Source organism: Gilliamella sp. B2887, assembly GCF_026537015.1.
GTDB lineage: Bacteria > Pseudomonadota > Gammaproteobacteria > Enterobacterales > Orbaceae > Gilliamella.
On sequence record NZ_JAFNMX010000001.1, the window covers coordinates 90,064 to 114,312 of the forward strand.

A 24,249-nucleotide genomic window follows, 5' to 3' on the forward strand; every position below is an offset into this window, starting at 1 on the left:
AACCGCAAAGCATAGTGTTATCGAAAGTTTTGCGATTATTTCTCCACAATATTTTGGGCAATACGCTCAATAGTAACTTTAGGCAGATTACCAATAATAATAATATTTTTATTATTAATATTTGTCGAAAATATAGTACGATCGCCTTGCATAATAAGCTGATTTGATTGATTTGATTGATCTGAAGACACATTAACAGTAAATGAAAAAACTCCATCAGAAAACAATTTAGTGGCGATATCAGAATTATAAAAATTAACATTATAAGCAGCAATTTCTTTAAATCCTTTAGGTAACCATGCTAAACGCCAAACTTCAAGTATGTTATTTTGTTTTTCAATTGATAATAAAATAGGATAAGTACGGCTATCTATATATTCTTTGATCGTTTTTGGTTCAAAATTTTCATTTAAATCAACTACTTTTTGTTGGCTAATGATTTCACCACTTTGATCAAGTAGGTCAATTCGAAGAGGTAAAAAATTTTCATCATCAATCCAAATAATATAGCTATAACGATCTTTATCTTTAGCAATGATTTTAACCAATTGGACACTATGATTTGCTGTTCTGGTTTTACCTAACAAAATGAAATCATAAACATCAACTAATTGACTAAAATCATTATAAATAACATCAGGAAAGGCTTCTGTGATGCGTGAGCTAGTAATTGAAAAAGAGGCACTATCCGGTTGAAAATAACTTGTTACACCATTGTGCAAAATGATTTCTTTTGCTGGACCTTCAAGATAAAGTAATTGCGCTTTGATATTATCTTGCTTTTCAGAACCTAAATGAGAATATTCATAAGTGGTAACATATTGATCTTTATCTTGAGAAAGAAAATGAATTTGATATGTGCTGGTTTTGACAGCTTTGTGCATATTATTTAGTAATTGTAACGCTTTTTCGGTATCTTCCGCATAGGAAGTGAAAGTAAACAGCATCAACAGCAAAGTAATGATAAATTTAATACTCTGCTTAAATTTAAATGTATTTAAATAAAATGAACAATTCATAAACAATTAATGAGCATTAAGCCTTTTTTGTAACTCATAATCCTGTACAAGTAATCTAATTTTATCATATTGTCTTTTTTCAAGTAGTTGTTGGTCGTTATGTTGTTGAATACCACCAACTGGAGCAACATTAACACCTACAGGTAGAGTATTGAGTGTTGGAGTACCATTAAAACTGTCTAATTGTCCCTGCTGATGTTGAACACCTGCAATAATTGCCAACGTTACACAAGCTGCCAATCCAACTTGACTAACTTTTCCTACTACATCTTTTATACGATTCCAAAATAAATTTTCAACTTTTGGTATAGTGACTTCTTTTGAGATTGGTTGATCTGGAATTTCAAAATATAGGTTTTCGTCAGAAATAGCTTGAGCAATTTGATTTGAAATATCTAAAGTTAAAGTACTACTGTGCAGCTCACCTCGCATAGCAGATCTTACAATATGATAACGATGCCAACAAGATTGTAAATTTTCATCTTTTGATACAGCATCAATGAAACGATCATCTTTAAACTCACCATCCATAAGTGATGAAAGTTGCTGTTTCTGTTCTGTTTGCATAGTAGATACCTTAATGTTATAACTACTTTAACTTAATTGTTTCAATTAGTTATTAATGGTTTAATCTTTTCATCAATAATATCACGGGCTCTAAAAATACGCGACCTTACTGTTCCAACAGGCGTCCCCATAATTTCAGCAATTTCTTCATAACTCAGTCCATCAATTTCACGCAATGTAATAGCCATTTTTAAATCATCGGGTAATGCTTCAATTGCCTCAAATATTACTTTTCCAACTTCTTTTGAAAGTACTAAGCTTTCTGGATTGTCAATATCCCTTAAAGATTCTGCATTGTCATAACCTTCGGCTTCTGTTGCATCAATGTCCGATGATGGAGGTCGACGACCCTGCGAAATTAAATAATTTTTTGCTGTATTAACTGCTATTCTGTACAACCATGTATAAAATATACTTTCACCTTTAAATAGGCTTAAAGATCGGTAAGCCTTAATAAAAGTTTCTTGCACAATATCCGGAACTTCAGAAGCTGAAACGTAGCGAGAAACCAGATGAGCAAGTTTATTTTGATAACGAACAACAAGCAAATTGAACGCATTTTTATCACCATTTAATACGCGGTCAACTAATACTTGGTCTGTTACTTGCTCCCCCATTAAAGGCCAATCCTCACTATGTTAATAACTGCTTGTGGCCCAAAAATATGCTTACTAACAGTTAGATTATTAAATTAGAAAAAAGTTCCCATTTATTTTAATAGAAATATAAATTTTTTTCATATCAAAAATACCTTTAAAACAATTTCTACAAAAATAATATTACTTTTATCGAACTTTTTATAATATGACGTAATTTACGATCAATGTTAATTCAATAAATAGATCTCTCGCTCACCAACATTATTATAAGTAATTTGATAAAATTGCGGTAAATTGAAATTGACAGAACTACTAGTAGCGAAAGTAAATCTGTCATCCGATAGAACATAAAAATCATTGATGGCTTTAACCATAGTTTCTTTATTGCCATTACAATTGCGATATATTTCTATCTGATTATGTTCATTTAAAATATATAGATCAAATCCTGTGTTGGTGTCTTCAAAAAAGAACTGAATTACACCTTGATACGCTACGCTGTCTATTTCTTTAGGCAGTTCATTCGTTTCATCTAATATATTTAATGGTGTTCCTTGTGCTTTATTATTAGATACTGCACCATAAAAATCAATGGCATTTTCAAATTGATGAAATGAGACACCGAGTCGTTCGAAAAATAGATACCATGATGCACCATCAATTCTTAAAGGTTTTACTTGAGTTAAATTATTTATCGTCGAACTTAATCGAAGTTCAATGCAATCATCCATCAATTTTTTTATTTGCTGTCTAATTTGATTATTTAAACATTGACTATAACAAAATATTTCCATTAAATTCGGTAAATCTGCATCTTTATGCATTCGGTTAAGTAACGCTTTAATAGCTTCAAGAACACATAATTTACCATTAAAATGTAAAACACGAATTTCATTCCATGAATTACGATATAATAAGTCTATCGATCCAACTAAGCTTAATTCATTTTCACCATAATTTAATACATTAGAATTAAATTCATTTTCTAAGTTTAAATTAGCTGTAGGATCGTTTTCGAGATTTAAAATGATGGCTAAATGACGTATTTCACATGGTCCATAAAGCTGTTCTTCGGTTGCTGTTGGAACATTAATAGGAAAATATGCTTTGAGATCTTTAATAAATTTGGTTATTTTAGTCTTATCGCGATCTTCCCCATTATGATAATAAAACTCTGTTGAGTCACAAATCATATTATTAAAATAACACCAACTCACTAATTTTACCAAATACTTACTGTATTCAATATATTGATGACCAATAATGTCATTTAGAAGTGGTTTTTGTTTATACACATACCAACCCGCTCGATTGATTCTATCTTCTTTAACGCAAATAAAAGTAAGCGTGCTTTCTTGTAAATTACTGGAAATATTAAGTTTTAATGTTGTAATTTTACCTGGCAACACTTCAAAAGAAGCATAAAGTTTACGCGTTAATATAGCTAAGTCTTGTGGGCTAATTAATGAATCTAAATTATTACGACGACCAAAATTCAGTAAATTTCGATAACCTGTCATCATAGTCTGTAATAATATTTCATGTATTTCCCGAACTTGTTCAATTTTCCATGTATTGCAAGCATCTAATTTAGCTATGAGCTCTTTACTCCATCCCCATTGTTTGACTAACTCATCTAGAATTTTTCGACGCCATGATGGTAGACAAGTTGGTACTGATAGTTTTTCATTAACTTTTAAATAAAAACACGTTCTAATAAGTTCTAATCGAGCAAAATCTTTAATTTCAATGAGGTAATTTGTTAACCTTTGCAAAAGCATATAATATGAATCTAAATAGCAACCTTGATAAATTTCTGCCTTTTGAATAGAACTACGCATCTCATAAGCGATTGGTTTATTTTCTGGATAAATCCACGAGTAAGCTTCAAGTAATAAAGTTTTCAAAACAGCTTTAAATGGAGAATCAATACTTTTATAGAGTTGCCACAAACTAGCACCAAAATATTCTTCCGCCGATAATCCCGTTAATGGCCCAAAATCGATCCATTCATCACGAATGATAATATTCTGTTCGACTAATGCTTGAACACATTTTTCATAAGTCGGATATTTTGTGTTATTAATAGTTAAATTGCTAGGCACGGCAAACCATAATAATAACTTACCTGCCAATAAGTTAGCCGAACGATAAAATTCTTCTAACAATAATATATGTTGAGCCGAACCACAATTTTCACCAATTAAACATTCATGATGCTTATTAATAAAACGATCGACATCTACTACAAATAAGGTTAACTTAATTCCTAATTCATCTGCCCATTGTTCAATTAGACGGCATTTTTTTTGTAAAGATGATTTTCTGTTGGCAGATAAATTATTTTCAATACAAATCCATATATCCAAATCTGATGTAATTGATTGTCCAATCGAACATGTGCTTCCCATTGAATACAAGGCTGAAATATCAGATTTATCGGTTGTCAGTGGAGTAATGAAATTAAAATCATTTTGCAATTGAGTGGAAACGGTTTCAGAAATTTGATAACAAGCAATACCCTTAGGCATATCTTCATTTAGATAACCTGGAAGGTTGGGATCATGAAAATGAAAAAAAGCCGGCAGAAATGAAAAAACATGTTGAAATTCTTCTGACATAGCATTCAGAGCACGTTCATGCTTCAGTAAAGCAAGATCTTTAAGTTGTTTTTTTATGTTGTTAATATAATATTGCATGGCATTATTCAAGTAAAACACGTGTACTACTAACAAACAATTTCAATCTAACATTTTCTTATTATAACGTAAATAGAATGTTAAATTAAAAAATAAAATAAATATTATGATCACATTAGAAAAAATATCGGATATTTTGAAAACCACCGAACGTCCTAAACAAATCAAAAATAAAGCAGCTGTGTTAATTCCAATTGTCAAAGTAGATAATCAATTACACTTATTATTCCAAATTCGATCTCAGAAACTTAAGTGGCAGCCTGGTGATATTTGTTTTCCGGGTGGTAAAGTTGAAATAGAAGATATAAACCCTGAACAAACTGCGAAAAGAGAAACTTGTGAAGAATTAGGGATTCCAATCAATGAAATTACTATTTTAGGTCAGTTACCAAAATTTATTGCCTCATTAGGAATGGTAATTTATCCGTTTATTGGTAAAATTGATTCTATTAAAAATTTAAAACTAAACATTGATGAAGTTGAAAGCGTTTTTACTGTTCCACTTGATTGGTTTAAAAGAAATCAACCTGTACATGCTACGATGCAAGTTGGACACAAACCAGATAATGATTTTCCTTATAACTTATTACCTAATCGTTCAAAAGACTGGCAAAAAAGATCTGAACATTTAGTTTACTTTTATCAATATAATAATTATATTATTTGGGGTTTAACTGCACAAATAACAAAACAATTTATTAATACTATTCAAAAAGCAATAAAATAAAAAATTAGCTTACTAATTTAAAATATATTTTTACTTTAATTTCTGTTCTTCAGTAATCGTTGTTTTTTAACACAATGTTTCTATAATTTTATCTATTACTATATATTTTTATCAGCTTCGTTAAATCTGAATATTTTAAAATAAACAGCTTTTTTGTTTCTTAGAAAAAACTTTATAACTATAAATTAATTATTAATGTATAGATAAAGACATAAATATCTTAGATTTTGAAGGTATACGTATATCTTTACATTATGTTTATGATGGCAAATTAAATACAGCGTTAAAAATTAACTTTAATTGAAATAATTCAAAAAATGAAGGAAATAATCATGAAACGTTTAAATAAATCATCAATTGCACTTGCTCTTTTATTATCATTACCTGTTGCTAATCTTTATGCAGCTGATGCTTTAACTGCGCAAGAAGCAAAAAACTTAATTCCACTTAAAGAAATTTCTGTAACAGGTAGATATTTACAAGCTGAAAATGCAGCAGATGATATTTCTCAAGCTGCCGATGAAGCTGGTGCTAAGTATTATTATATCAAATCAATTGAAAATGCAATGACTAATAATTCAGCTGATAGTGCCATTGTTTATGCTGATATTTATCAATCCAATCAACCTGTCGCAGTTATAAAAAAAGAAGTTACAAAAAATGGTGTTGTTCTATATCCACGAGCTAAAGCTCTTTATTATCTCCCATTTGAAGTTATCAAATTTAAAGGTAATTACAATAATACTGCTGAAGTAATGAATGATGCGAGTAAATTGGCCGCAGAAAAAAATGCATATGCATTTTATGTTTTCTCTATTGCGCCTTCAGATATCAAAAATCAATCGCAAGAAATTGATGTTGCATTATACAAAAAAGATGCAGTAGTGAGAGATTTTATTGTTTCTAAGGCAATAGAAGGTGAAGATGCTTACGAAATCACAAGCGATGCGTTTAAAACAATGACACCATATAAAACAATCAGTTTCCATGGTTCATTCAACAATACAGCAGAAATCAGCGCTGAAGCTCAAAAATATGCAATTGCCAATGATGCACACTTCTACTATGTTAAAGAAATAACAACAAATTCAGCCAGTACTGCACAAACTGTTTATGTAAATTTATATAAATAGTGAAGTAATTTTTTATATAACTTTCTACGTGAAATATAAACTTAACTACGTGGAAAGTTATATTATCCTCTCCTTACTCTAGTCATAATATTCTTAAATATACATTGTCTTTAAGTGGAAAAGAACATCGATAATCAATATACGATCGACGTATTAGTTGAAGCGACTAAATAACGGAAAAAATGTATGACTAATTTAGTTATGATACTAGGACAAAATTATGAAGAATTGGTAAAATATAAGAAGAAAATCTATGTTTATGGCTGGGGTACCAGGATTCGAACCTGGGCATGGCGGGATCAAAACCCGCTGCCTTACCGCTTGGCTATACCCCAAGAAAAGATAATTATTAAGATTAAATGGTGCGGAAGAAGAGACTTGAACTCATATACCTTACGATAGTAGAACTTAAATCCAGCGCATTTACCAAACTCGTCATATCCGTAGTAAATAATCAATAAAGAGGCATATACTCAAGGATTAAACGGACTAAATCATCTTAAAAAATTATTCAAAAAGTAATGGCTGGGGTACCAGGATTCGAACCTGGGCATGGCGGGATCAAAACCCGCTGCCTTACCGCTTGGCTATACCCCAATAAAGGACAAACTATTAAGATTAAATGGTGCGGGTGAAGGGACTTGAACCCCCACGCCTCACGGCGCCAGAACCTAAATCTGGTGCGTCTACCAATTTCGCCACACCCGCACTGAATACTCCGATAAAAGTACTACCTAATCTTAATGGTGGCTACGACGGGATTCGAACCTGTGACCCCATCATTATGAGTGATGTGCTCTAACCAGCTGAGCTACGTAGCCATCTCATTCGCAACGTCATAACCAACACTGCGAGGCGCATTATGCTTAAGTTCCGGCAAATCGTCAACACTTTTTTTTAGATATTTTGAAAAAAAGCTGTGATCGATTAAGATGCAATCAAATCCGGTTTAATAACAATTCAATTCGCCTTTTTTGTAGTTCAATTTGAATGTCTTTACCAATAAATCCATCCGAAATAATTTTTTGCACATTAACGCTATTAGCTAGTTTATAAGCATTTTCTAAATATTGTGCTTGTGGATAAGATTCTGTTTTAGCCAATGCTTCGCTAGCCAAAACTAATTGATAAAGGTGTTGTGGATTACGCCATACATCAATCCTATTTAGCAAACAAATAATTTGCTCGGCAGTCAATGTTTTTACACACTGGACATCTTTATAGTATTGATTAACCATTATAGCAAGCTTAGTATAGTTATTGGGTGATTTCATTTTATTGCATAATTGTTCAACTGAAAGCATACTTGGTAATTGCGAACATAAAACACTAAAACGAATAGTTAAATCGTGAGTTAATGAAACAGAACGTTTTAGAGCATCGATGACAGTATCAGATAAAGATAACAATGGAAACAATATAGCAAGTGCACCACATTGTTCCAAAACTTTAAAGTAGATTTGAGGATCTGTAGTAGATAAGGCTTTTTCAGTCTCTTTCCAGACACGTTCTGAAGTAAGATAACTAATTTCTCCAGCTAACACCATATCTTTCATCAGATTCATTGTTTCGCTTGCAACAACAAAACCTAATTGGTGATAGCGTGCAGCGAAACGCGCTACTCGCAAAATTCGTAAAGGATCTTCACGGAAGGCGGGAGATACATGACGTAACAACTTACGTTTGATATCATCAACGCCATGGTAAGGGTCAATAATATTACCTTCTTCATCCATAGCAATTGCATTGATGGTAAGATCTCGTCGGATAAGATCTTGTTCTAAAGTAATATCTTTACTAAAATCACAAATAAATCCAGAATAGCCATTACCTGCTTTGCGTTCTGTCCTCGCTAATGCATATTCTTCTTTTGTAACCGGATGCAAAAATACAGGAAAATCTTTACCAACCTGTTGATAGCCTAAAGATAATAATTCTTCCGGTGTCGCTCCAACAACAACCCAATCACGGTCTACACTCAGTAATCCTAATAATCTATCACGAACACACCCACCAACTAAATAAATTTGAGACATTTAACGCATCCAACGATCTTTTTTACGACGAGGCATTATAAATGGTAAAATTAGACCTAATATAAGACCACCACCAGCAACAAGACCGCCATAAGTGAACCAGGTAAGAATAAGATCAACTCGTTTATCATCAACTTGATTTAACATTGAGTCTATCTGAGTTTTCTGCTGTTTGACTTTTTTTTCAAGATCGGCATTTTTATTTTGAAGAGTTTCAATTAATTTTTCCGCAGATTGCAATTTTTGCTCATATTCATTCACTATGATTCGTTGATGTTCATCAACATTATTCACTTTGTCTTGATATTCAGCTAATTTTGCTTCTAATTCGGGAAGGCGTTCTCGATAACTTGGCTCATCATTAAGTTTATTGCTCTCAATCCACGCTATTTTGCCATTATTAATTTGAACTCTTGTGTATTTTCCATCGTCACTTTTTTCAAGAAAAGTCACTTTTTGACCAGCTTTAACTGATCCAGAAAAACCATAATTAGCACTAGGACCACGGCGTAAGTAGATATCCATGTCTTCTGTCACGTATTTATCTGCAGCAATAGCACTAAAAACAAAACCAAGAAAAGAAATTATAATAATATTATGTTTTTTCATCATATTTAATTCAATCCATCCGTTTTTTAACCATGATAACATAAAAAATAAACTTTTCGCACATTCATTTCACAATATATGTCTTGAAAAAAAAGCCATCAACACAAAAAATGAAATCGATTACATTTTTTATGAGATCTTAATCACAAAATAAAAAATTAATCATTTAACTTTAATAGAAATAAAATTATTTTGACAGATAAAGAACATAAATTTTGGAGTCATCATGAACTATCGTCTTAAAAATAACCATATAGATGTCCTATTTCGAACAACACCTTATGCTGAACTTAGCTATTTTGGTAAGCGATTACAAAACATTCAACTTGAACAACTGGAAATATTAACTCCTGCTGTTCCTAACGCTCGTATTGATGTTGACGTTCCTTTTACTCTATGTCCTGAAGAAGGTTTGGGTAATTTTAGTACACCGGGACTTGAAGGCCATCGCAATAATAAAGATTGGTCTCCTGTTTTTATCACCAAAGAAGTAATTCAAAAAGAAAATGAAATTACCATTATAAGTGAAGATAATATTGCTAACCTACGTTTCATCAGCCATTTTATTTTAGATAACAGCGGCGTATTACAATGCCAAAATAGTTTAATTAATTTAGATGATGAGCCTTATCAGGTCAATCGTTTATCAATCACTCTCCCCTTACCTGAGAGAGCGCAAGAGTTAATGGCCTTTAGTGGACGTTGGATTAAGGAGTTTTACCCTCATCGTATAAAAATCGAACACTGTGGGTATTTGCAGGAAAACCGTCGTGGACGCACTTCGCATGAATATTTTCCGGGTATGGTAGCTGGCACCGAAGGTTTTAAAGAACAATCTGGTGAAGTATGGGGTATTCATTTAGGTTGGAGTGGAAACCATCGAATCCAAGTAGCCGTAAAAAGTAATGGTAAACGTTTCATACAAGCTGAAGCCTTATATATGGCAGGTGAAATAACATTAGCTACAAACGAATCGATTTCAACACCATGGTTATATGCAACTTATAGTGATCAAGGCTTGAATCAGATGAGTCAGCATTTTCATGAGTTTTTACGTGGTAACATTATTAAATTTAGCCAAAATAAACCTCGTCCAGTCCATCTTAATACTTGGGAAGGCATCTTTTTTGATCATAATCCAGATTATATTATGCAAATGGCGTCCAAAGCTGCACATATGGGGGTTGAACGATTTATTATTGATGATGGCTGGTTTGGTAAACGTGACGATGATTATCAAGCATTGGGAGATTGGTATTTGGATAAACGGAAATATCCAAACGGATTAGAGCCCGTAATTAAACATGTTAAAGATCTGGGCATGGAATTTGGTATTTGGGTTGAACCTGAGATGATTAATAAAAATTCTGATCTTTATCGTGCTCATCCTGATTGGCTACTTGAACTGAAAGGTTATAATCAGCCTGAAGGTCGTCATCAATATTTACTCGATTTACAGAATCCAGCGGTTTTTGAATATTTGCTTGAAAGATTGACTTGGTTGCTTGGAAGCTATGACATTGACTATATAAAATGGGATATGAATCGTGAAATAGTGCAAGCAGGTCATAATGGTAATCCAGCGATTGTTGGACAGACCGAAGCGTTATATCGTTTAATTGATATTTTACAAGAAAAATTCCCTCATGTTGAAATTGAGTCTTGTTCATCTGGCGGAGGACGTATCGATTATGAAATATTAAAACGTACTCAACGTTTCTGGACATCGGACTCTAACGATGCATTAGACCGCCAAATCATTCAACGTGGCATGAGTTACTTCTTCCCTCCTGAGGTCATGGGCGCTCATATTGGTGGTGCTTTATGTCATACTACATTTCGCGAGTTACATATGAATTTACGAGGTTTAACTGCCCTATTTGGACATATGGGCGTTGAACTTGATCCTGTTAAAGAATCTGAAAAGGAACAAAAAGAATTTGCTCATTATATTAATTTACACAAACAATTGCGTCCATTATTACATAGCGGTAATAGTGTGCGTTTGGATGTTGATGATCCCAATGCAATGCAAAGTTATGGTGTTGTAAGCAAAGATAAAAAAGAAGCTGCTTTCATTATTGCTCAATTGACATTACCAACCTATGCATTGAGTGGCAATTTACGATTGACGGGTTTGTCAGCTGATAAACAATATCATATAGAAATTCTTGATATGCCAGATAATATTGATCCAAAAATCAGTGGTCATGTGATGAAAATATTACCTATGTGGATGCAAACGAAAACAACAGTTTCTGGCGATTGGTTAATGAATATAGGATTACCATTACCCGTGCTCGATCCTGCAACGGCTATGCTGATAAAAATCACATCCAAATAAATCAAAAAAAACACAAAAAAACTATATTATTTAACAAAAAATGGGGATGAAAGTATTCATTCCCTTTAATAACATGTTAAATTTGAAATGGTTCGGCAAATAATACAATGATTGGCAAATAAAAATTTTTCTATTATTATAAGGTTTTATCTCATATGTTCAGTACCAAACAGACTGAATTAGTTAGAAGATATAAAAATATTTCAAGTATCGGTTCCCTCCCCCCTTTGCGAACCACTTTTGCTTTAATCGTCGGTAAACTACAATATTTTATATGGATAAACTTTAAGTAATATGGATATAAATTTTAAGTAGTAATATCAAATTAAAAGGAAGTTTTATGGTGACAATAAAAGACGTTGCACAATTAGCCAATGTTTCAGTTGCAACAGTATCTCGTGTTATCAATAATGCAAACAATGTTAGCAATAATAAGCGTGAGATTGTTAAAACTGCTATGGAAAAATTGAATTATTATCCAGATGCAAATGCTCGTGCTTTATCTCAACAAAATTCAAAAACCATTGGTATTATTGTCGCAGACGTTTCGGATCCTTTTTTTGGTGCTATGGTCAGTGCGGTTGAAAAAGTAGCTTATCGAACAGGGCATTTTTTATTGATAGGTAATGGTTATCACAATGAAAAAAAAGAATATAATGCTATTACCCAATTAATTGAGCATCGCTGTTCTTCGTTAGTGGTTCATGCAAAAATGCTTTCCGATAGTACCTTAATAAGATTGATGCAACAAGTTCCAGGAATGGTATTAATTAATCGTATAATAAAAGGTTTTGAAAAACGTTGCATTGCACTTGATGACCGCTATGGTTCTTACTTAGCTGTAAAACATCTAATTCAAAATGGTCATACCAACATTGGTTATTTATGTTCAAATCATGACATATCAGATTCATCCGACCGCTTACAAGGATATAAAGATGCGCTTTTAGAATATGATATTGACATCAATGATAACTTGATTGCTATTTCCTCACCAAATGAAATAGGCGGTGAACAAGCTATGATGTCCCTTTTAGAGCGCAATCGTCAAATTACGGCCATTGCCTGCTATAATGACTCAATGGCAGCAGGTGCTATTTCTGTGTTATATGATAATGATATAAAAATTCCATCAGATATTTCTATAATTGGTTTTGACGATTTATTACTTGCTCGGTATTTACATCCCAAATTGACAACTATCCGGTACCCATTGCAAACTATGGCTGAGCAAGCTGCTGAACTGGCATTATGTTTAGCAAAAAAAGAAATTCCACCCGCCAATTTAATTAATGTTTTTACTCCAACTTTAACCAAACGATATTCTGTTAACAAAATTAAATAATGGTATTGGATAATAAAAAATGTCGAAAATACTATAGATTAAGTGTTTTCGACATTTAACTATTTTTTAGAAACTATTATTTAAAACCAAACTTCAGTTTGCACACCAAAGCTAATTTGATTATCCTTACCATTAAAGTCAAATTTACTAATTTCATTTTGCAATGACTCTATATATGAAACATAGAAACGTATATCAGGTCTTGATGTTAAAATACTTTTACCAACTTTAAATGAGTGGAAAAGCGTTGTTTTAAAACCCTCTTCATTATAGTTTTTACCTTTGACTTTATTTTTTTGTTGAAAATAACCTAATTCAATGCCACTTTGATTATAATTATCCCATATATAAGCAGGTCTTATTGCTGATTTAAAACTCGAAAAATCCGTATGAGCCAAATTAAGATCATATGAGTAAACATCTGTTCCTGTCGTCATCGCAATTGCATGAGCCATAATAACTTTATCGGCTAGATAAGCTTCACCTTCAGATACCAATCGATAAGCTTTTCCTCCTGTGTGAGTACCGATGTAATCATTATCAGCATTAGCTGCAAATTCAGGATTATTCGTATTAATATTAGCCAATTGTGAAGCAACAGAATTGGTTGCTATTTGTAAAGTCCATTGATTAAATCCACCAAAGAAATTATTTTGCCTTAAAACAAAACTTCCCAGCCAAGCATTTTTTACACTCACACTATCTTGAATTTTGGATTTATTGGGTGCAGAATAACGTCCGTTAACGGCAAAAATTGCATCTTGCCATAAAGGAATATCTCGATAGCGAAATTCAACTTCATTCAAATCGACTTCTTCTCGTTTCGTTACGGTTTGTACTCCAGTATTACCACCATTTATAATTTTAACTTGTTTAACATTGACATCTGCTCTCACAAGCGCTAAATCAAGTTTCCCCACTCCAATTCCAAGATCCTCGATACCTATACCCCCCCCCGCCGGTGTTTTTTGTGTTTTCCAATCTAACATTTGGATTTCATTATAAGGAAGTGAATGTTTTCCTACCCATAAATTTGCATTAGGAAATCCAGGTACAAAACCTTTGGTAGATAAGTAAATATCTGAAAACTGCATAATATTGTCATCTTGAGTATTAAATAAACCAGCAGCTTTATTAGTTGCTACATTACCATCAATCATAACAATGGCATCAACTCTATGACTATCTTCATCATAAACTTTTTGTTTAAAAACAAGATCGTACCAACCTCCATATTCATTACCAAACCTACCTAATGCACCTTCAGCATAATTTTTTGGTTTACCATTTTGGGAAGTAGACCAACCACCACGAAAATAACCATTAAATGAAAAACCGATTTCGTCTTTGATGAAATCTTTAAATTCTGACAGAGTAAAAGCATTTTTTAGTGGTTTTATTTGTGATGTTATATCTGCATTATCACTTGGCTTGATATCATTAACTATAACGATTTGATTATTGGATGCCTGATTTTGTTGAACAACAGATTTAGAATTAATGTGGGTTTGAATTTGGGTTTGTTTTAATACTGGGGTTTGAGTTGAAAATTGAGTTGAAGTTTTAACTAAAGCACTACTTTGTTTTTTCAATACTTTTTGCTGATTGTTAATTACAATCTGTTGTTGTTGAATATTCTTATTTAATTGTGCTAGCTGTTTATTCGATTCAATCACTTGTTTTTTTAAATCTATGGATTCTTGAGAAAGTGCTAATAATTTTTGTTCTAATATAGATATTCTTGCTTCTAACTCTTCTTGAGTAGCAGCAAAAGAGTGTTGTACTGAGCACAAGCCAAGTAAAGTAATTAAAACAATTCTTTTAGGTTTGACGTTAAATACAGCTTTAGTTAAATATTTCATTTTTCCTACTCATTATTGTATAGAGATTAAAGAAGCCTCATAAACTTGAGACAAAAAAAAACCTAAAAAATAGCAATAACTATTTTTTAGGTTTTGCCCATAATATTACGGTAGCAATCCAATGCTTAATAAATAAGCTTATTTAATATAACGAATAAAATTGATTATTAACAATATAAATCTACACAATGTGATATATATCACATTAAAATTGCATTTATTATTCAATTTCCTTTTTTAAACTAATCAAAAAATATTAATGTAATCGATTACACAAAGTGTTAACTTGATCACTTAAATAAAATAAAAACGATTTATAATAAATATTAAAGAGCCAGATTAATAAATGAAATAGTAAATAATTGATAAGTTGAACAAAAAGGAGAAAATAATGAATCTTTGTTTCAGTGAAATTATCAATCGATCGGATTGGAATAATTTATCTATTTTAAGTGTTAATCGACTTGATACCCATCCCAAATTTAATAGTTGGAGAGATAAACAACACGCTAAAAATAATAGTGATTCAGATGCAATATTATCACTCAATGGTGATTGGTTTTTTAGTTATTTTAATACTCCAAAACAAGTACCTGAATCATGGTTGGAAAAAGAACTTGATAATACCACTATTCCTGTTCCATCAAATTGGCAATTTTATGGTTATGATGCGCCAGTTTATACAAATATTCGTTATCCTTTTCCTTATAATCCTCCTTTTGTTCCTGAAGATAACCCCACTGGCTGCTATTCTCGCTATTTCAAAATTGATAAGAAATGGTTAAATCACGGAAATACAAGAATTATATTTGATGGTGTCAGCGCAGCATTTCATCTTTGGTGTAATGGTAAATGGGTTGGCTATTCACAAGATAGTCGCATTGCTGCAGAATTTGACTTGACTCCTTTTTTAAAAAATGGTGAAAACCGAATTGCTGTATTAGTTTTAAAATGGTGTGATGGTAGTTATTTAGAAGATCAAGATATGTGGCGTTTGAGCGGCATTTTCCGTAGTGTTTCATTACTTAACAAGCCAAAAGCACATTTAAGTGATATTCATATTAAAACGGCACTTGATGCTTGCTATCAAAATGCCACATTAACATTACAAGTTGACGTAAAATATCAAAGCGAGACGGATAGGCTAGATGTTGGCATTGAATTATGGCAAAAAGATAAACTTATCGTTGAACAAACACAACCAATCGGAACACCTTTTATTGATGAAAAAGGTGGATACAATGACCGAATGACATGCAATATTCCCATCACTAAACCACAATTATGGAGCGCCGAAACTCCAAATCTTTACCGAATCGTTGTTAGTTTAAATCATAATAAATCTGGCTTAATTGAATCAGAAGCTTATAACATCGGTTTTCGAACTGTTGAAATCAAATATGGTCAGCTCTGTTTGAATGGTAAACCCCTTCTTATTAAAGGGACTAATCGTCACGAATTCTATCCTGACCTAGGGTATGCTGTTACTAAACAAGCCATGTTGGATGATATTAAATTAATTAAACAACATAACTTTAATGCTGTACGTTGCAGCCATTATCCAAACGATCCGCGTTGGTATGAACTTTGTGATCAATACGGTCTATATTTAGTTGATGAAGCCAACATTGAATCACACGGCATGTTCCCTATGTCTCGTTTGTCGGACGATCCTCGTTGGTTAGCGGCTTATAGTGAAAGAGTCACCCGAATGGTACAACGCGATCGTAATCATGCAGCTGTAATTATTTGGTCATTAGGAAATGAATCTGGACATGGTGCAAATCATGATGCACTATATACATGGATAAAAAGCTATGATCCTACTCGCCCAGTACAATATGAAGGTGGAGGTGCCAATACCAAAGCCACTGATATTATTTGCCCTATGTATGCCCGTGTTGAACAAGATCAACCTCATCCTAATGTTCCCAAATGGGCGATAAAAAAATGGATATCCATGCCAGACGAAAACAGGCCTCTCATTTTATGTGAATATGCTCATGCAATGGGAAATAGTTTAGGGGCATTCTATAAATATTGGCAAGCCTTTAGACAATATCCCCGTCTACAAGGTGGATTTATTTGGGAATGGGCCGATCATGGTATTCGTTGCCATACCAAATATGGCAAAAGTTATTGGGCCTATGGTGGTGATTTCGGTGAAGCGTATCATGATAGGCAATTTTGTTTAGATGGTTTGGTTTTTCCTGACCGCATACCGCATCCAAGCTTAATTGAAGCTAAAAAAGTACAACAACCATTTCAATTTAAACTTGTTAGCCAAAAACCATTAGTTATCGAAGTGAAAAGTGAATATCTATTTCATACTACAGACAATGAAACATTGGAATGGGAATTACTGATAGATGGCAAAAAGCAACAAAGTGGTAAAGTTAAACTCAGAATATCACCTAACAATATCATTAATCTCAAACTTATTGAAGACATTGGTAATAATTTTGAAGGTGAAGACTTACACTTATCACTTAAAGTCATTCAAAATAGAGCTACCAAATGGTCGCCAGCAAAACATATCGTAGCTTGGGAACAATTTAAATTGACCAACAGTTTTATTCCACAATTGGCATTTAGCAAAAATAAAAAATTACTAAAATTAACTGAAAATAATAATGCTTTTAATATCAATTGGAAAAATCAAAGTTGGCAAATCAGCAAAAAAACGGGACAATTAAGCCAATGGGTTAAAAACAAGAAACCATTACTGGCCAGTGCACTTACTGATCAGTTTATTCGTGCACCAATTGATAATGATATTGGTATTAGCGGTGATTTCAACAGTAATAATAACCCTTATGCCTGGATTGAACAGTGGAAGGCAGCGGGTTATTTTGATCTAAGCCACCAATGTTTGGCAATCAAAGCATCACAATCCAGTGATTATGTTATCATTGAAGCCCTACACAACTACTCAGTGAAAAAACGCAAAGTCATTCAAAGTAAGTGGTTATATCAGTTTGATCAAGATGGTAAGTTAACTATCTCAGTTGAAGTAGATATTGCCAATGACATGCCTGCTCCCGCTCGTATTGGTTTGATGTATCAATTGAAAGAGATACCAGAACAGGTAAACTGGCTAGGATTAGGACCTCATGAAAATTATCCTGACCGAAAGACCTCTGCTATTTTTGGTGATTGGTCATTACCATTTGCAGAACTTTATACGCCTTACATTTATCCCTGTGAAAACGGCTTACGTTGCGATGTTAAACAATTAACTGTTAATGACATGACGATAATGGGTCATCAATTTAAATTTAACATCAACCAATATGGAACTAAACAGTTGATGGAAAAAAAACATCGTCATTTATTAGAGCCTCAAACATGCGCCTATGTCAGTATAGATGCTTATCATATGGGCATTGGTGGAGATGATTCATGGACACCTAGTGTACATCCAGAATTTTTACTAACAGATAAACATTATCGCTATCAATTGATTTTTACATGTTAATAAACGAAGATTGTACGACTAAAGTTAGGCACAGTTTATTTGTGCCTAAATTTTAGATAATTAAAAGGTTAATATTTCTTCACCTTCAAATAATTGATCGAGTTTTTCAATAAACTCTTGCTTAGGTTGATGATAAAAAATGCCATTATCAGGCATACCCCGTAAAAAGAGATAATATACCCCACCAAAATGAGTTTGAAATTGATAATTGGATAGTCTACTTCGCAAAAATCGATGCAATGCTAAACTATAAAGTTGATATTGTAGATCATAACGATGTTCTTCCATCACTTTTTTCAGTGCACGTTGCCCATAATAATCAATATTATCACCTAACCAATTTGACTTATAATCGACCAAATAATATTTTCCTTTAAATTCAAAGATTAAATCAATAAATCCTTTCAACATACCTTGAACCGTATCAAAGGATAATTCAGAACGCGATTGAGACAAATCATCATATTTTTTACACAAAGAATCCAATTGTTGGCAAGTTACAGATTGACGTATAGGTAAATAAAATTGTAACTCGTTTATGCATCTACCCATCAATATTTTTGATAAGTTTAACCCAGGTAGACCAAGGTCAGTCGCCAATACTTGCCTCATCCAATTGGCAATCGTGTTATTCCAATTAGAATTAAGATTAAGCTTTTTCACCATTTGTGCACATAATTCATCAATATTATCGGGTGAGATCTGTTCCATAATGCTGTGCATTAATGTACCTACATATGCCCCTTTAGGGAAATGGTGAATGTTGTAATTTGATATTATTGCCTCTTTACTATCCGATTCTGGTTGCGACTCATCCCAATCATTGATGATATCAAGATGATAAGTTAAGACACCTTCATCATGGCGTTGCAATTCAGTATAACTGGTCACTCGCCAACAGTTTGAAAGCTTACGCTTAAAAACGTTAGCGGATAATGTTGGAGCGGATAACATAGGTGGCACATAACGTTGCCCGTCAATTGGCAATTGAACATCAATTAAGTTTGCCAAACTACTAATAGCTCTTAAGTCATTTTTCAAAAGATGATTAATGGCTGTCTGGTTTTTTTTCAAAGAAGCAAGACCGATGCTGCAATGATAAACTGATCGCGTCATGGCAACATATAATAAACGTAAATCCTCGGCAAGGCGTTCATCTTCAATTTGTTGCTTAATTTCATCCGTTAATAACCATGCATAACTTAGTTTATAATCATTATCTTTATCATGATAAAATTGATTGTTAGATGATCGATACATTGAAATAAATGGTAACCAAACAATTGGAAATTCCAAACCTTTTGATTTATGTATCGTTATGATTTTAACTAGGTTATCATCACTTTCGAGACGCTGTTCGTGATTTTCTATATTAAGGTCAGGATTCACTATTTGTTTGGTCAACCAACGTACTAAAGCATGTGGGCTGTCTAATTCATCTGCAGCTTCTTGAAGCAATTCGCCTAAGTGCATTAGATTAGTTAAAGTACGCTCCCCATCTTGACGTGCCAAAATATTTTCAGCTAAATGACGTCTTTTCATCATACGGCGTAACATCACTAATACACCATAGTATAACCAAATCACTTGGTATTGTTTAAACTCTTCAACCAAACTTTCCCATTTATCCTGATCCTCTGTAATTTGCTCAAGTTCAGTCATTGTTTGACCAAATAATGATGTCATTAAGGCTAACCGTAGTGTTGATTCATTCTCTGGCATTAATACTGCTTGCAACAAACAAAGTACATCTTTTGCCTCACTTGATGAAAAAACACTATTATGATTTGATAGGTAGACACTTTTAACACCAGAAACGGCTAATTTCTGTTGAATAATTTCAGCTTCACGTCCGGTCCGCACTAAAATAGCAATATCAGAGGTCATCACCGGACGTTGTTCATGATTATCACTTAATACTGAAGAATTTGATAATAAACTTACTATTTGTTGAGCACAGCAGCTTGCCATGTATTGTTGATAATCCGCATTTGTTGAAACACTTTCAGGCAATAGATAAGCAGTTAATGCTGACACTTCTTTTTTATTGATTAATAATGATCTTTTCCGATTTCTTTCTGCTGCTTGCATTGGTAAAAAAGGAATTTCATCAAATACAAACGGTTTATCGTGATTGGCAAATAGTTGATTAACTGCATTCACCATTGAAGCTGAAGAACGTTGGTTTACATCCATCGTATAATGATTTTCACCTGTCGATCGCTTAGCTTCTAAATAAGTGAAAATATCAGCACCACGAAAACTATATATAGCTTGCTTTGGATCACCAATAAATAACAGACCGCAATCAGAATGCTGGCTATCGTAAATACGATTGAATATTTGATACTGTAATGGGTCGGTATCTTGGAATTCATCAATTAAGGCTACACAATATTGTGAAGCAATACTTTGCGCTAGTCGTTTACCATTTTTTACATACAAAGCACGATTAAGTTGCCAAATCAGGTCATCAAAACTTATAGCACCCTGTTTGAGTTTTTCTTTATAGATGCCTTTTTGGATAACACCGACAATATCCATTAAAATTTGGCTGCGTAAATTAAGTGGTTGTTGATAAAGTAACTCAATTTTTGCAAAAATACAGTGATAAGGAGCCTTCTTGCCATCTTTAGTTTTTTCGATTAATACGGATTGGCAAAATCTTTCAAGTTCATTGGGTAATTCAAACGTCTGGGTTGGTTGATTGGCCCATGTGGTGACTTTGTTTATCCAATTAGGTAAGTTACGGCTACTATAAGATTGTTTACTAATGCCTGATTGGGTAATAATCTCGGTTAATTCGTTAACCGCAGCTAACCATGATCGTTTTACTTCTTCAATCTGGTTAAAGTTATTCTGGTAAAATGTGTTAATCATATCGCTGATATCAGGATCAGCCTCATTATTGTTTTTTAATTCTAAAGTTAAATACGGCTTAATGTCTTTTAATAATGTGGCAGGATCTTGCCAAGTGCCGATGACTAAGTAAGCAAGAGATTTATCAAGTGGCGTAAAGTAATGACGCCAAAAGTCTTGTGCTACACGTAATTGCAGTTGATATTCATCAGCCATGAGTGTTTGTTCAAATAACACTCCTGATTCAAAAGCATGACTGGTTAATATACGTTGACAAAAACTATGAATAGTATAAATAGCGGCATCGTCCATTGATTGTTGAGCATCAGTAAGTTTTTGCACCGCAAACTTGCGATCATCGATTATTTCAATCAGTTTTTGATAAATAGGATCTTGATGATATCCCTGAAGTAAACCAAGCCTTAATTCTTGAATATTTTGTCGAATACGTGAACGTAATTCTTGCGTTGCCGCCTTAGTAAAAGTTACAACTAGGATTTGATTAACGTCAAGTGGCTTTGGATAACTATTTTGACCAATACCAAGTAATAACCTTAGATAAATAAAAGCGAGTGAATAAGTTTTACCTGTTCCGGCCGATGCTTCAATTAAGCTTCGACCGGTTAAAGGTAGATCAAAAAGATTAAGTTTTTTTACTGAACTTGCTGAAACCATTCAAGCTTTCCTACAGCATCTAATGTTAGCTCAATACAAGCAATAGCAGCAGTTGGAAACATAGGAGGTGGGACCTGCGGACAAAGTTCATTAACAACATATCCCACTAATGGCAGATGCGATACAATAATAACATTTGTTAAACCATTAGATAACAATACTCTAATTAAATCAACGATATGTGATGAGCTACCACTGGGTACTAAGCATTTTTCAGTTTCGACCTTTGTCACGTGGACATAAGTTGATAATCCGGACAATGTTTGCTGAGCACGTAAATAAGGACTCACTAAGGCTAAATCGAAGTTAAAATTTTGTTCTTTAAGCCATATACCAACTTTTTTAGACTGTTCAATACCATAATCAGTCAGAGTGCGACTTGAATCAGATGAAGCAGAAAATCCTGCTTCACCGTGTCTCATAATACAAACTTTCATTAATCTATTATTAACGTAATTTTAATTGGAAGATCATGCATTCTGCACCACAGCAAAAAGTAAATGTTGCTGATAATTTAAAACCATCATCAACTTTCTCAATATTACTGTTAATTTCACAAGGTTCTGTTTCAACAGTTTTTGCAGCTTGGGTCAATGATGCCAATTTAGCTTGTGCTTCTGATTCTGTTGCAAAGACATGTTCGTACTCAGCGCTGCAATTGTCATTATCAATAATTGTACCAACATCTACACAACAACACGCTGGAGTTTCGTTCGCTTTACATTTGTTTAAAGAATCTGTCATGCTATACCTCTGTTTACCGATTGATTTCGTTAATAGTATACTCTTAATCATAACTTAGGGCAAAATGTAAAAATTTTTATCACAACTGAAATTTTTGGCATATATTAAAACTTTATTTTTATTTTTCTCAATTAATTAAATAATATGATGCAACAAAATAATTACGTCCGAAAAATGGCAATCTTAGTTGCCGCAACGTTCTTTATGGAAAATCTAGACGCTACGGTGATCACTACTGCAATACCTGCAATGGCAAAATCATTTTTAACGAATCCTCAAGACTTATCTATTGGTATTAGTGCCTATATGCTCGCGCTTACGATTGGTTTACCCGCAAGTGGCTGGATAGCAAATCGTTTTACAGCCTATCGAATCTTTTCTATTTCGATTGTATTATTCATGTTGGCGTCAATATTGTGTGCTTTATCGACTAATTTAACTATGTTTACTATCGCAAGATTAATACAAGGTTTAGGTGGATCTTTAATGGTACCTGTAGGCAGAACCGTTGTATTAAGCCGAACTGAAAAACAGCATTTAGTTAGTACCATTTCGATTCTAGTTTGGCCAGGATTAATTGCACCACTGATTGGGCCAATTATTGGTGGATTCTTTGCTCAATATCTTACTTGGCACTGGATATTTTTTCTTAATATTCCATTAGGCTTTATTGCTCTATTTTTCGCCCATCGACTTTTACCGAAAGATCGACCTGAAAAGCGTTCATTTGATAGTGTTGGATTTATCGCCTGTGGATTAGGTCTATTACTGTTTGTTTATGGGCTTGAAATGATTTCTCACTCAAATAGTCGTCTTTGGCTTGCTCTCGGCAGTTCCTCTGCCGGTAGTTTAGTCTTAATCTTTGCCTATTATCATCTCACGCATACTCAATACCCATTAATCAGTCTGTACGCTTTTTCAAAACGCACATTTAAAATGACTTTTTTGGGCGGATCATTAACACGAATTAGCTTAAACACCGCACCATTTATTTTACCACTGATGTTCCAAGTCGGTTTTGGATGGTCGCCATTAACTACCGGTTCATTACTGCTTTCACTATTTGCGGGTAATATCATCCTCAAAACCGTTAATACCCCTTTAATTCACAAGTTTGGATTTCGTAAAATTCTTATCGTTAATGGTCTATTACTTTCATTCAGTTTTGTATTGTGTGCCTTTTTCACTTCAGAAACACCAATCATCTGGATTATATTGGTGCTATTTTTTTCTGGTGGTGCACGTTCTATCCAATTTACCACGATCACAACACTTAGTTTTTCTGAAATTGATAAAAACGAAATACAAAGCGCCAATATATTATCAACCATTATTCAACAATTGAATAACGTACTTGGTATTGTTTTAAGTGCATTATTCCTTTTTATTGCTTCCAGCTATAATGAACATAGTCAAACAGGTTTAATGGTTGAAGATTTTCGACTAGCCTTGTTTATGGTAGTAGGAATGACTTTAATGGCGATGATTGACTTTATCACCTTACCAAAAGGTGCAGGCAATAATCTAAAAGAAAAACAATAAAAAACCTCTAC

General features: G+C 33.2%; 16 protein-coding genes and 4 tRNA genes. 6 read left to right on the forward strand and 14 right to left on the reverse strand.

Going from position 1 to position 24,249, the window contains the following annotated elements; translation table 11 throughout:
- Positions 1–35 precede the first annotated feature (35 nt).
- The 4 genes from J3U13_RS00385 to J3U13_RS00400 all read right to left on the reverse strand — a co-directional run bounded on the left by J3U13_RS00385 (position 36) and on the right by J3U13_RS00400 (position 4,905).
- Positions 36–1,019, reverse strand: coding sequence for a MucB/RseB C-terminal domain-containing protein (locus J3U13_RS00385; RefSeq protein ID WP_267339415.1), 984 nt, complete (start codon positions 1,017–1,019; stop codon positions 36–38).
- 6 nt (positions 1,020–1,025) lie between these two features.
- The gene (locus J3U13_RS00390; protein ID WP_267339416.1) at positions 1,026–1,586 is read right to left on the reverse strand and encodes an RseA family anti-sigma factor; all 561 of its coding nucleotides are present in this window, start codon (positions 1,584–1,586) and stop codon (positions 1,026–1,028) included.
- A 41-nt stretch (positions 1,587–1,627) separates the two neighbouring features.
- Positions 1,628–2,203 carry an RNA polymerase sigma factor RpoE gene (gene rpoE, locus J3U13_RS00395; RefSeq protein WP_267339417.1) on the reverse strand — a complete coding sequence of 192 codons (576 nt, stop codon included), beginning with the start codon at positions 2,201–2,203 and terminating at the stop codon, positions 1,628–1,630.
- Between the two features lie 209 nt (positions 2,204–2,412).
- Positions 2,413–4,905: a class I adenylate cyclase gene (locus J3U13_RS00400; RefSeq protein ID WP_267339418.1), complete on the reverse strand. Its 2,493-nt coding sequence runs from the start codon at positions 4,903–4,905 to the stop codon at positions 2,413–2,415.
- 85 nt (positions 4,906–4,990) lie between these two features.
- Between J3U13_RS00400 and J3U13_RS00405 the strand changes: the two genes are divergently transcribed.
- Together J3U13_RS00405 and J3U13_RS00410 are read left to right on the forward strand one after the other, a co-directional pair.
- The gene (locus J3U13_RS00405; protein ID WP_267339419.1) at positions 4,991–5,611 is read left to right on the forward strand and encodes an NUDIX hydrolase; all 621 of its coding nucleotides are present in this window, start codon (positions 4,991–4,993) and stop codon (positions 5,609–5,611) included.
- Between the two features lie 332 nt (positions 5,612–5,943).
- A complete protein-coding gene (locus J3U13_RS00410) occupies positions 5,944–6,744 on the forward strand; it encodes a YdgH/BhsA/McbA-like domain containing protein (RefSeq protein ID WP_267339420.1) in 801 nt (266 codons plus the stop codon).
- A gap of 260 nt (positions 6,745–7,004) precedes the next feature.
- Here the strand turns inward: J3U13_RS00410 and J3U13_RS00415 are convergent.
- The 6 genes from J3U13_RS00415 to J3U13_RS00440 all read right to left on the reverse strand — a co-directional run bounded on the left by J3U13_RS00415 (position 7,005) and on the right by J3U13_RS00440 (position 9,392).
- Positions 7,005–7,079 (reverse strand) — tRNA-Gln (locus J3U13_RS00415).
- A gap of 187 nt (positions 7,080–7,266) precedes the next feature.
- Positions 7,267–7,341 (reverse strand) — tRNA-Gln (locus J3U13_RS00420).
- Positions 7,342–7,367: 26 nt separating this feature from the next.
- A tRNA-Leu gene (locus J3U13_RS00425) sits at positions 7,368–7,452 on the reverse strand.
- 36 nt (positions 7,453–7,488) lie between these two features.
- Positions 7,489–7,565 (reverse strand) — tRNA-Met (locus J3U13_RS00430).
- Between the two features lie 117 nt (positions 7,566–7,682).
- Positions 7,683–8,780: a multifunctional CCA tRNA nucleotidyl transferase/2'3'-cyclic phosphodiesterase/2'nucleotidase/phosphatase gene (locus J3U13_RS00435; protein ID WP_267339421.1), complete on the reverse strand. Its 1,098-nt coding sequence runs from the start codon at positions 8,778–8,780 to the stop codon at positions 7,683–7,685.
- Positions 8,781–9,392 carry a TIGR04211 family SH3 domain-containing protein gene (locus J3U13_RS00440; protein WP_267339422.1) on the reverse strand — a complete coding sequence of 204 codons (612 nt, stop codon included), beginning with the start codon at positions 9,390–9,392 and terminating at the stop codon, positions 8,781–8,783. It abuts the gene before it with no gap.
- A 223-nt stretch (positions 9,393–9,615) separates the two neighbouring features.
- Here J3U13_RS00440 and J3U13_RS00445 point away from each other — a divergent pair, with 223 nt between their 5' ends.
- Both J3U13_RS00445 and J3U13_RS00450 read left to right on the forward strand, forming a co-directional pair.
- A complete protein-coding gene (locus J3U13_RS00445) occupies positions 9,616–11,733 on the forward strand; it encodes an alpha-galactosidase (RefSeq protein WP_267339423.1) in 2,118 nt (705 codons plus the stop codon).
- A 340-nt stretch (positions 11,734–12,073) separates the two neighbouring features.
- Entirely contained in the window at positions 12,074–13,078 is a 1,005-nt protein-coding gene (locus tag J3U13_RS00450) for a substrate-binding domain-containing protein (protein ID WP_267339424.1), read from the forward strand.
- 80 nt (positions 13,079–13,158) lie between these two features.
- Here J3U13_RS00450 and J3U13_RS00455 read toward each other — a convergent pair whose 3' ends face one another.
- Positions 13,159–14,940 carry a carbohydrate porin gene (locus tag J3U13_RS00455; protein ID WP_267339425.1) on the reverse strand — a complete coding sequence of 594 codons (1,782 nt, stop codon included), beginning with the start codon at positions 14,938–14,940 and terminating at the stop codon, positions 13,159–13,161.
- 391 nt (positions 14,941–15,331) lie between these two features.
- Between J3U13_RS00455 and J3U13_RS00460 the strand changes: the two genes are divergently transcribed.
- Entirely contained in the window at positions 15,332–18,418 is a 3,087-nt protein-coding gene (locus tag J3U13_RS00460; protein WP_267339426.1) for a beta-galactosidase, read from the forward strand.
- A 60-nt stretch (positions 18,419–18,478) separates the two neighbouring features.
- Here J3U13_RS00460 and recB read toward each other — a convergent pair whose 3' ends face one another.
- From recB to J3U13_RS00475, 3 genes are read right to left on the reverse strand one after another with little or no spacing between them, the layout of a single operon-like run.
- On the reverse strand, positions 18,479–21,952 hold the full coding sequence (gene recB / locus J3U13_RS00465) for an exodeoxyribonuclease V subunit beta (protein ID WP_267339427.1): 3,474 nt from the start codon (positions 21,950–21,952) through the stop codon (positions 18,479–18,481).
- The gene (gene sixA, locus J3U13_RS00470; RefSeq protein WP_267339428.1) at positions 21,931–22,374 is read right to left on the reverse strand and encodes a phosphohistidine phosphatase SixA; all 444 of its coding nucleotides are present in this window, start codon (positions 22,372–22,374) and stop codon (positions 21,931–21,933) included. The genes recB and sixA overlap by 22 nt, the downstream gene beginning before the upstream one ends.
- Positions 22,375–22,399: 25 nt before the next feature.
- Complete coding sequence (locus J3U13_RS00475; RefSeq protein WP_267339429.1) at positions 22,400–22,696, reverse strand: YfcZ/YiiS family protein; 297 nt, start codon at positions 22,694–22,696, stop codon at positions 22,400–22,402.
- A 174-nt stretch (positions 22,697–22,870) separates the two neighbouring features.
- Here J3U13_RS00475 and J3U13_RS00480 point away from each other — a divergent pair, with 174 nt between their 5' ends.
- Positions 22,871–24,238 (forward strand): MFS transporter, encoded by a 1,368-nt coding sequence (locus J3U13_RS00480; protein ID WP_267339430.1) that lies wholly within the window; start codon positions 22,871–22,873, stop codon positions 24,236–24,238.
- Positions 24,239–24,249: the final 11 nt, after the last annotated feature.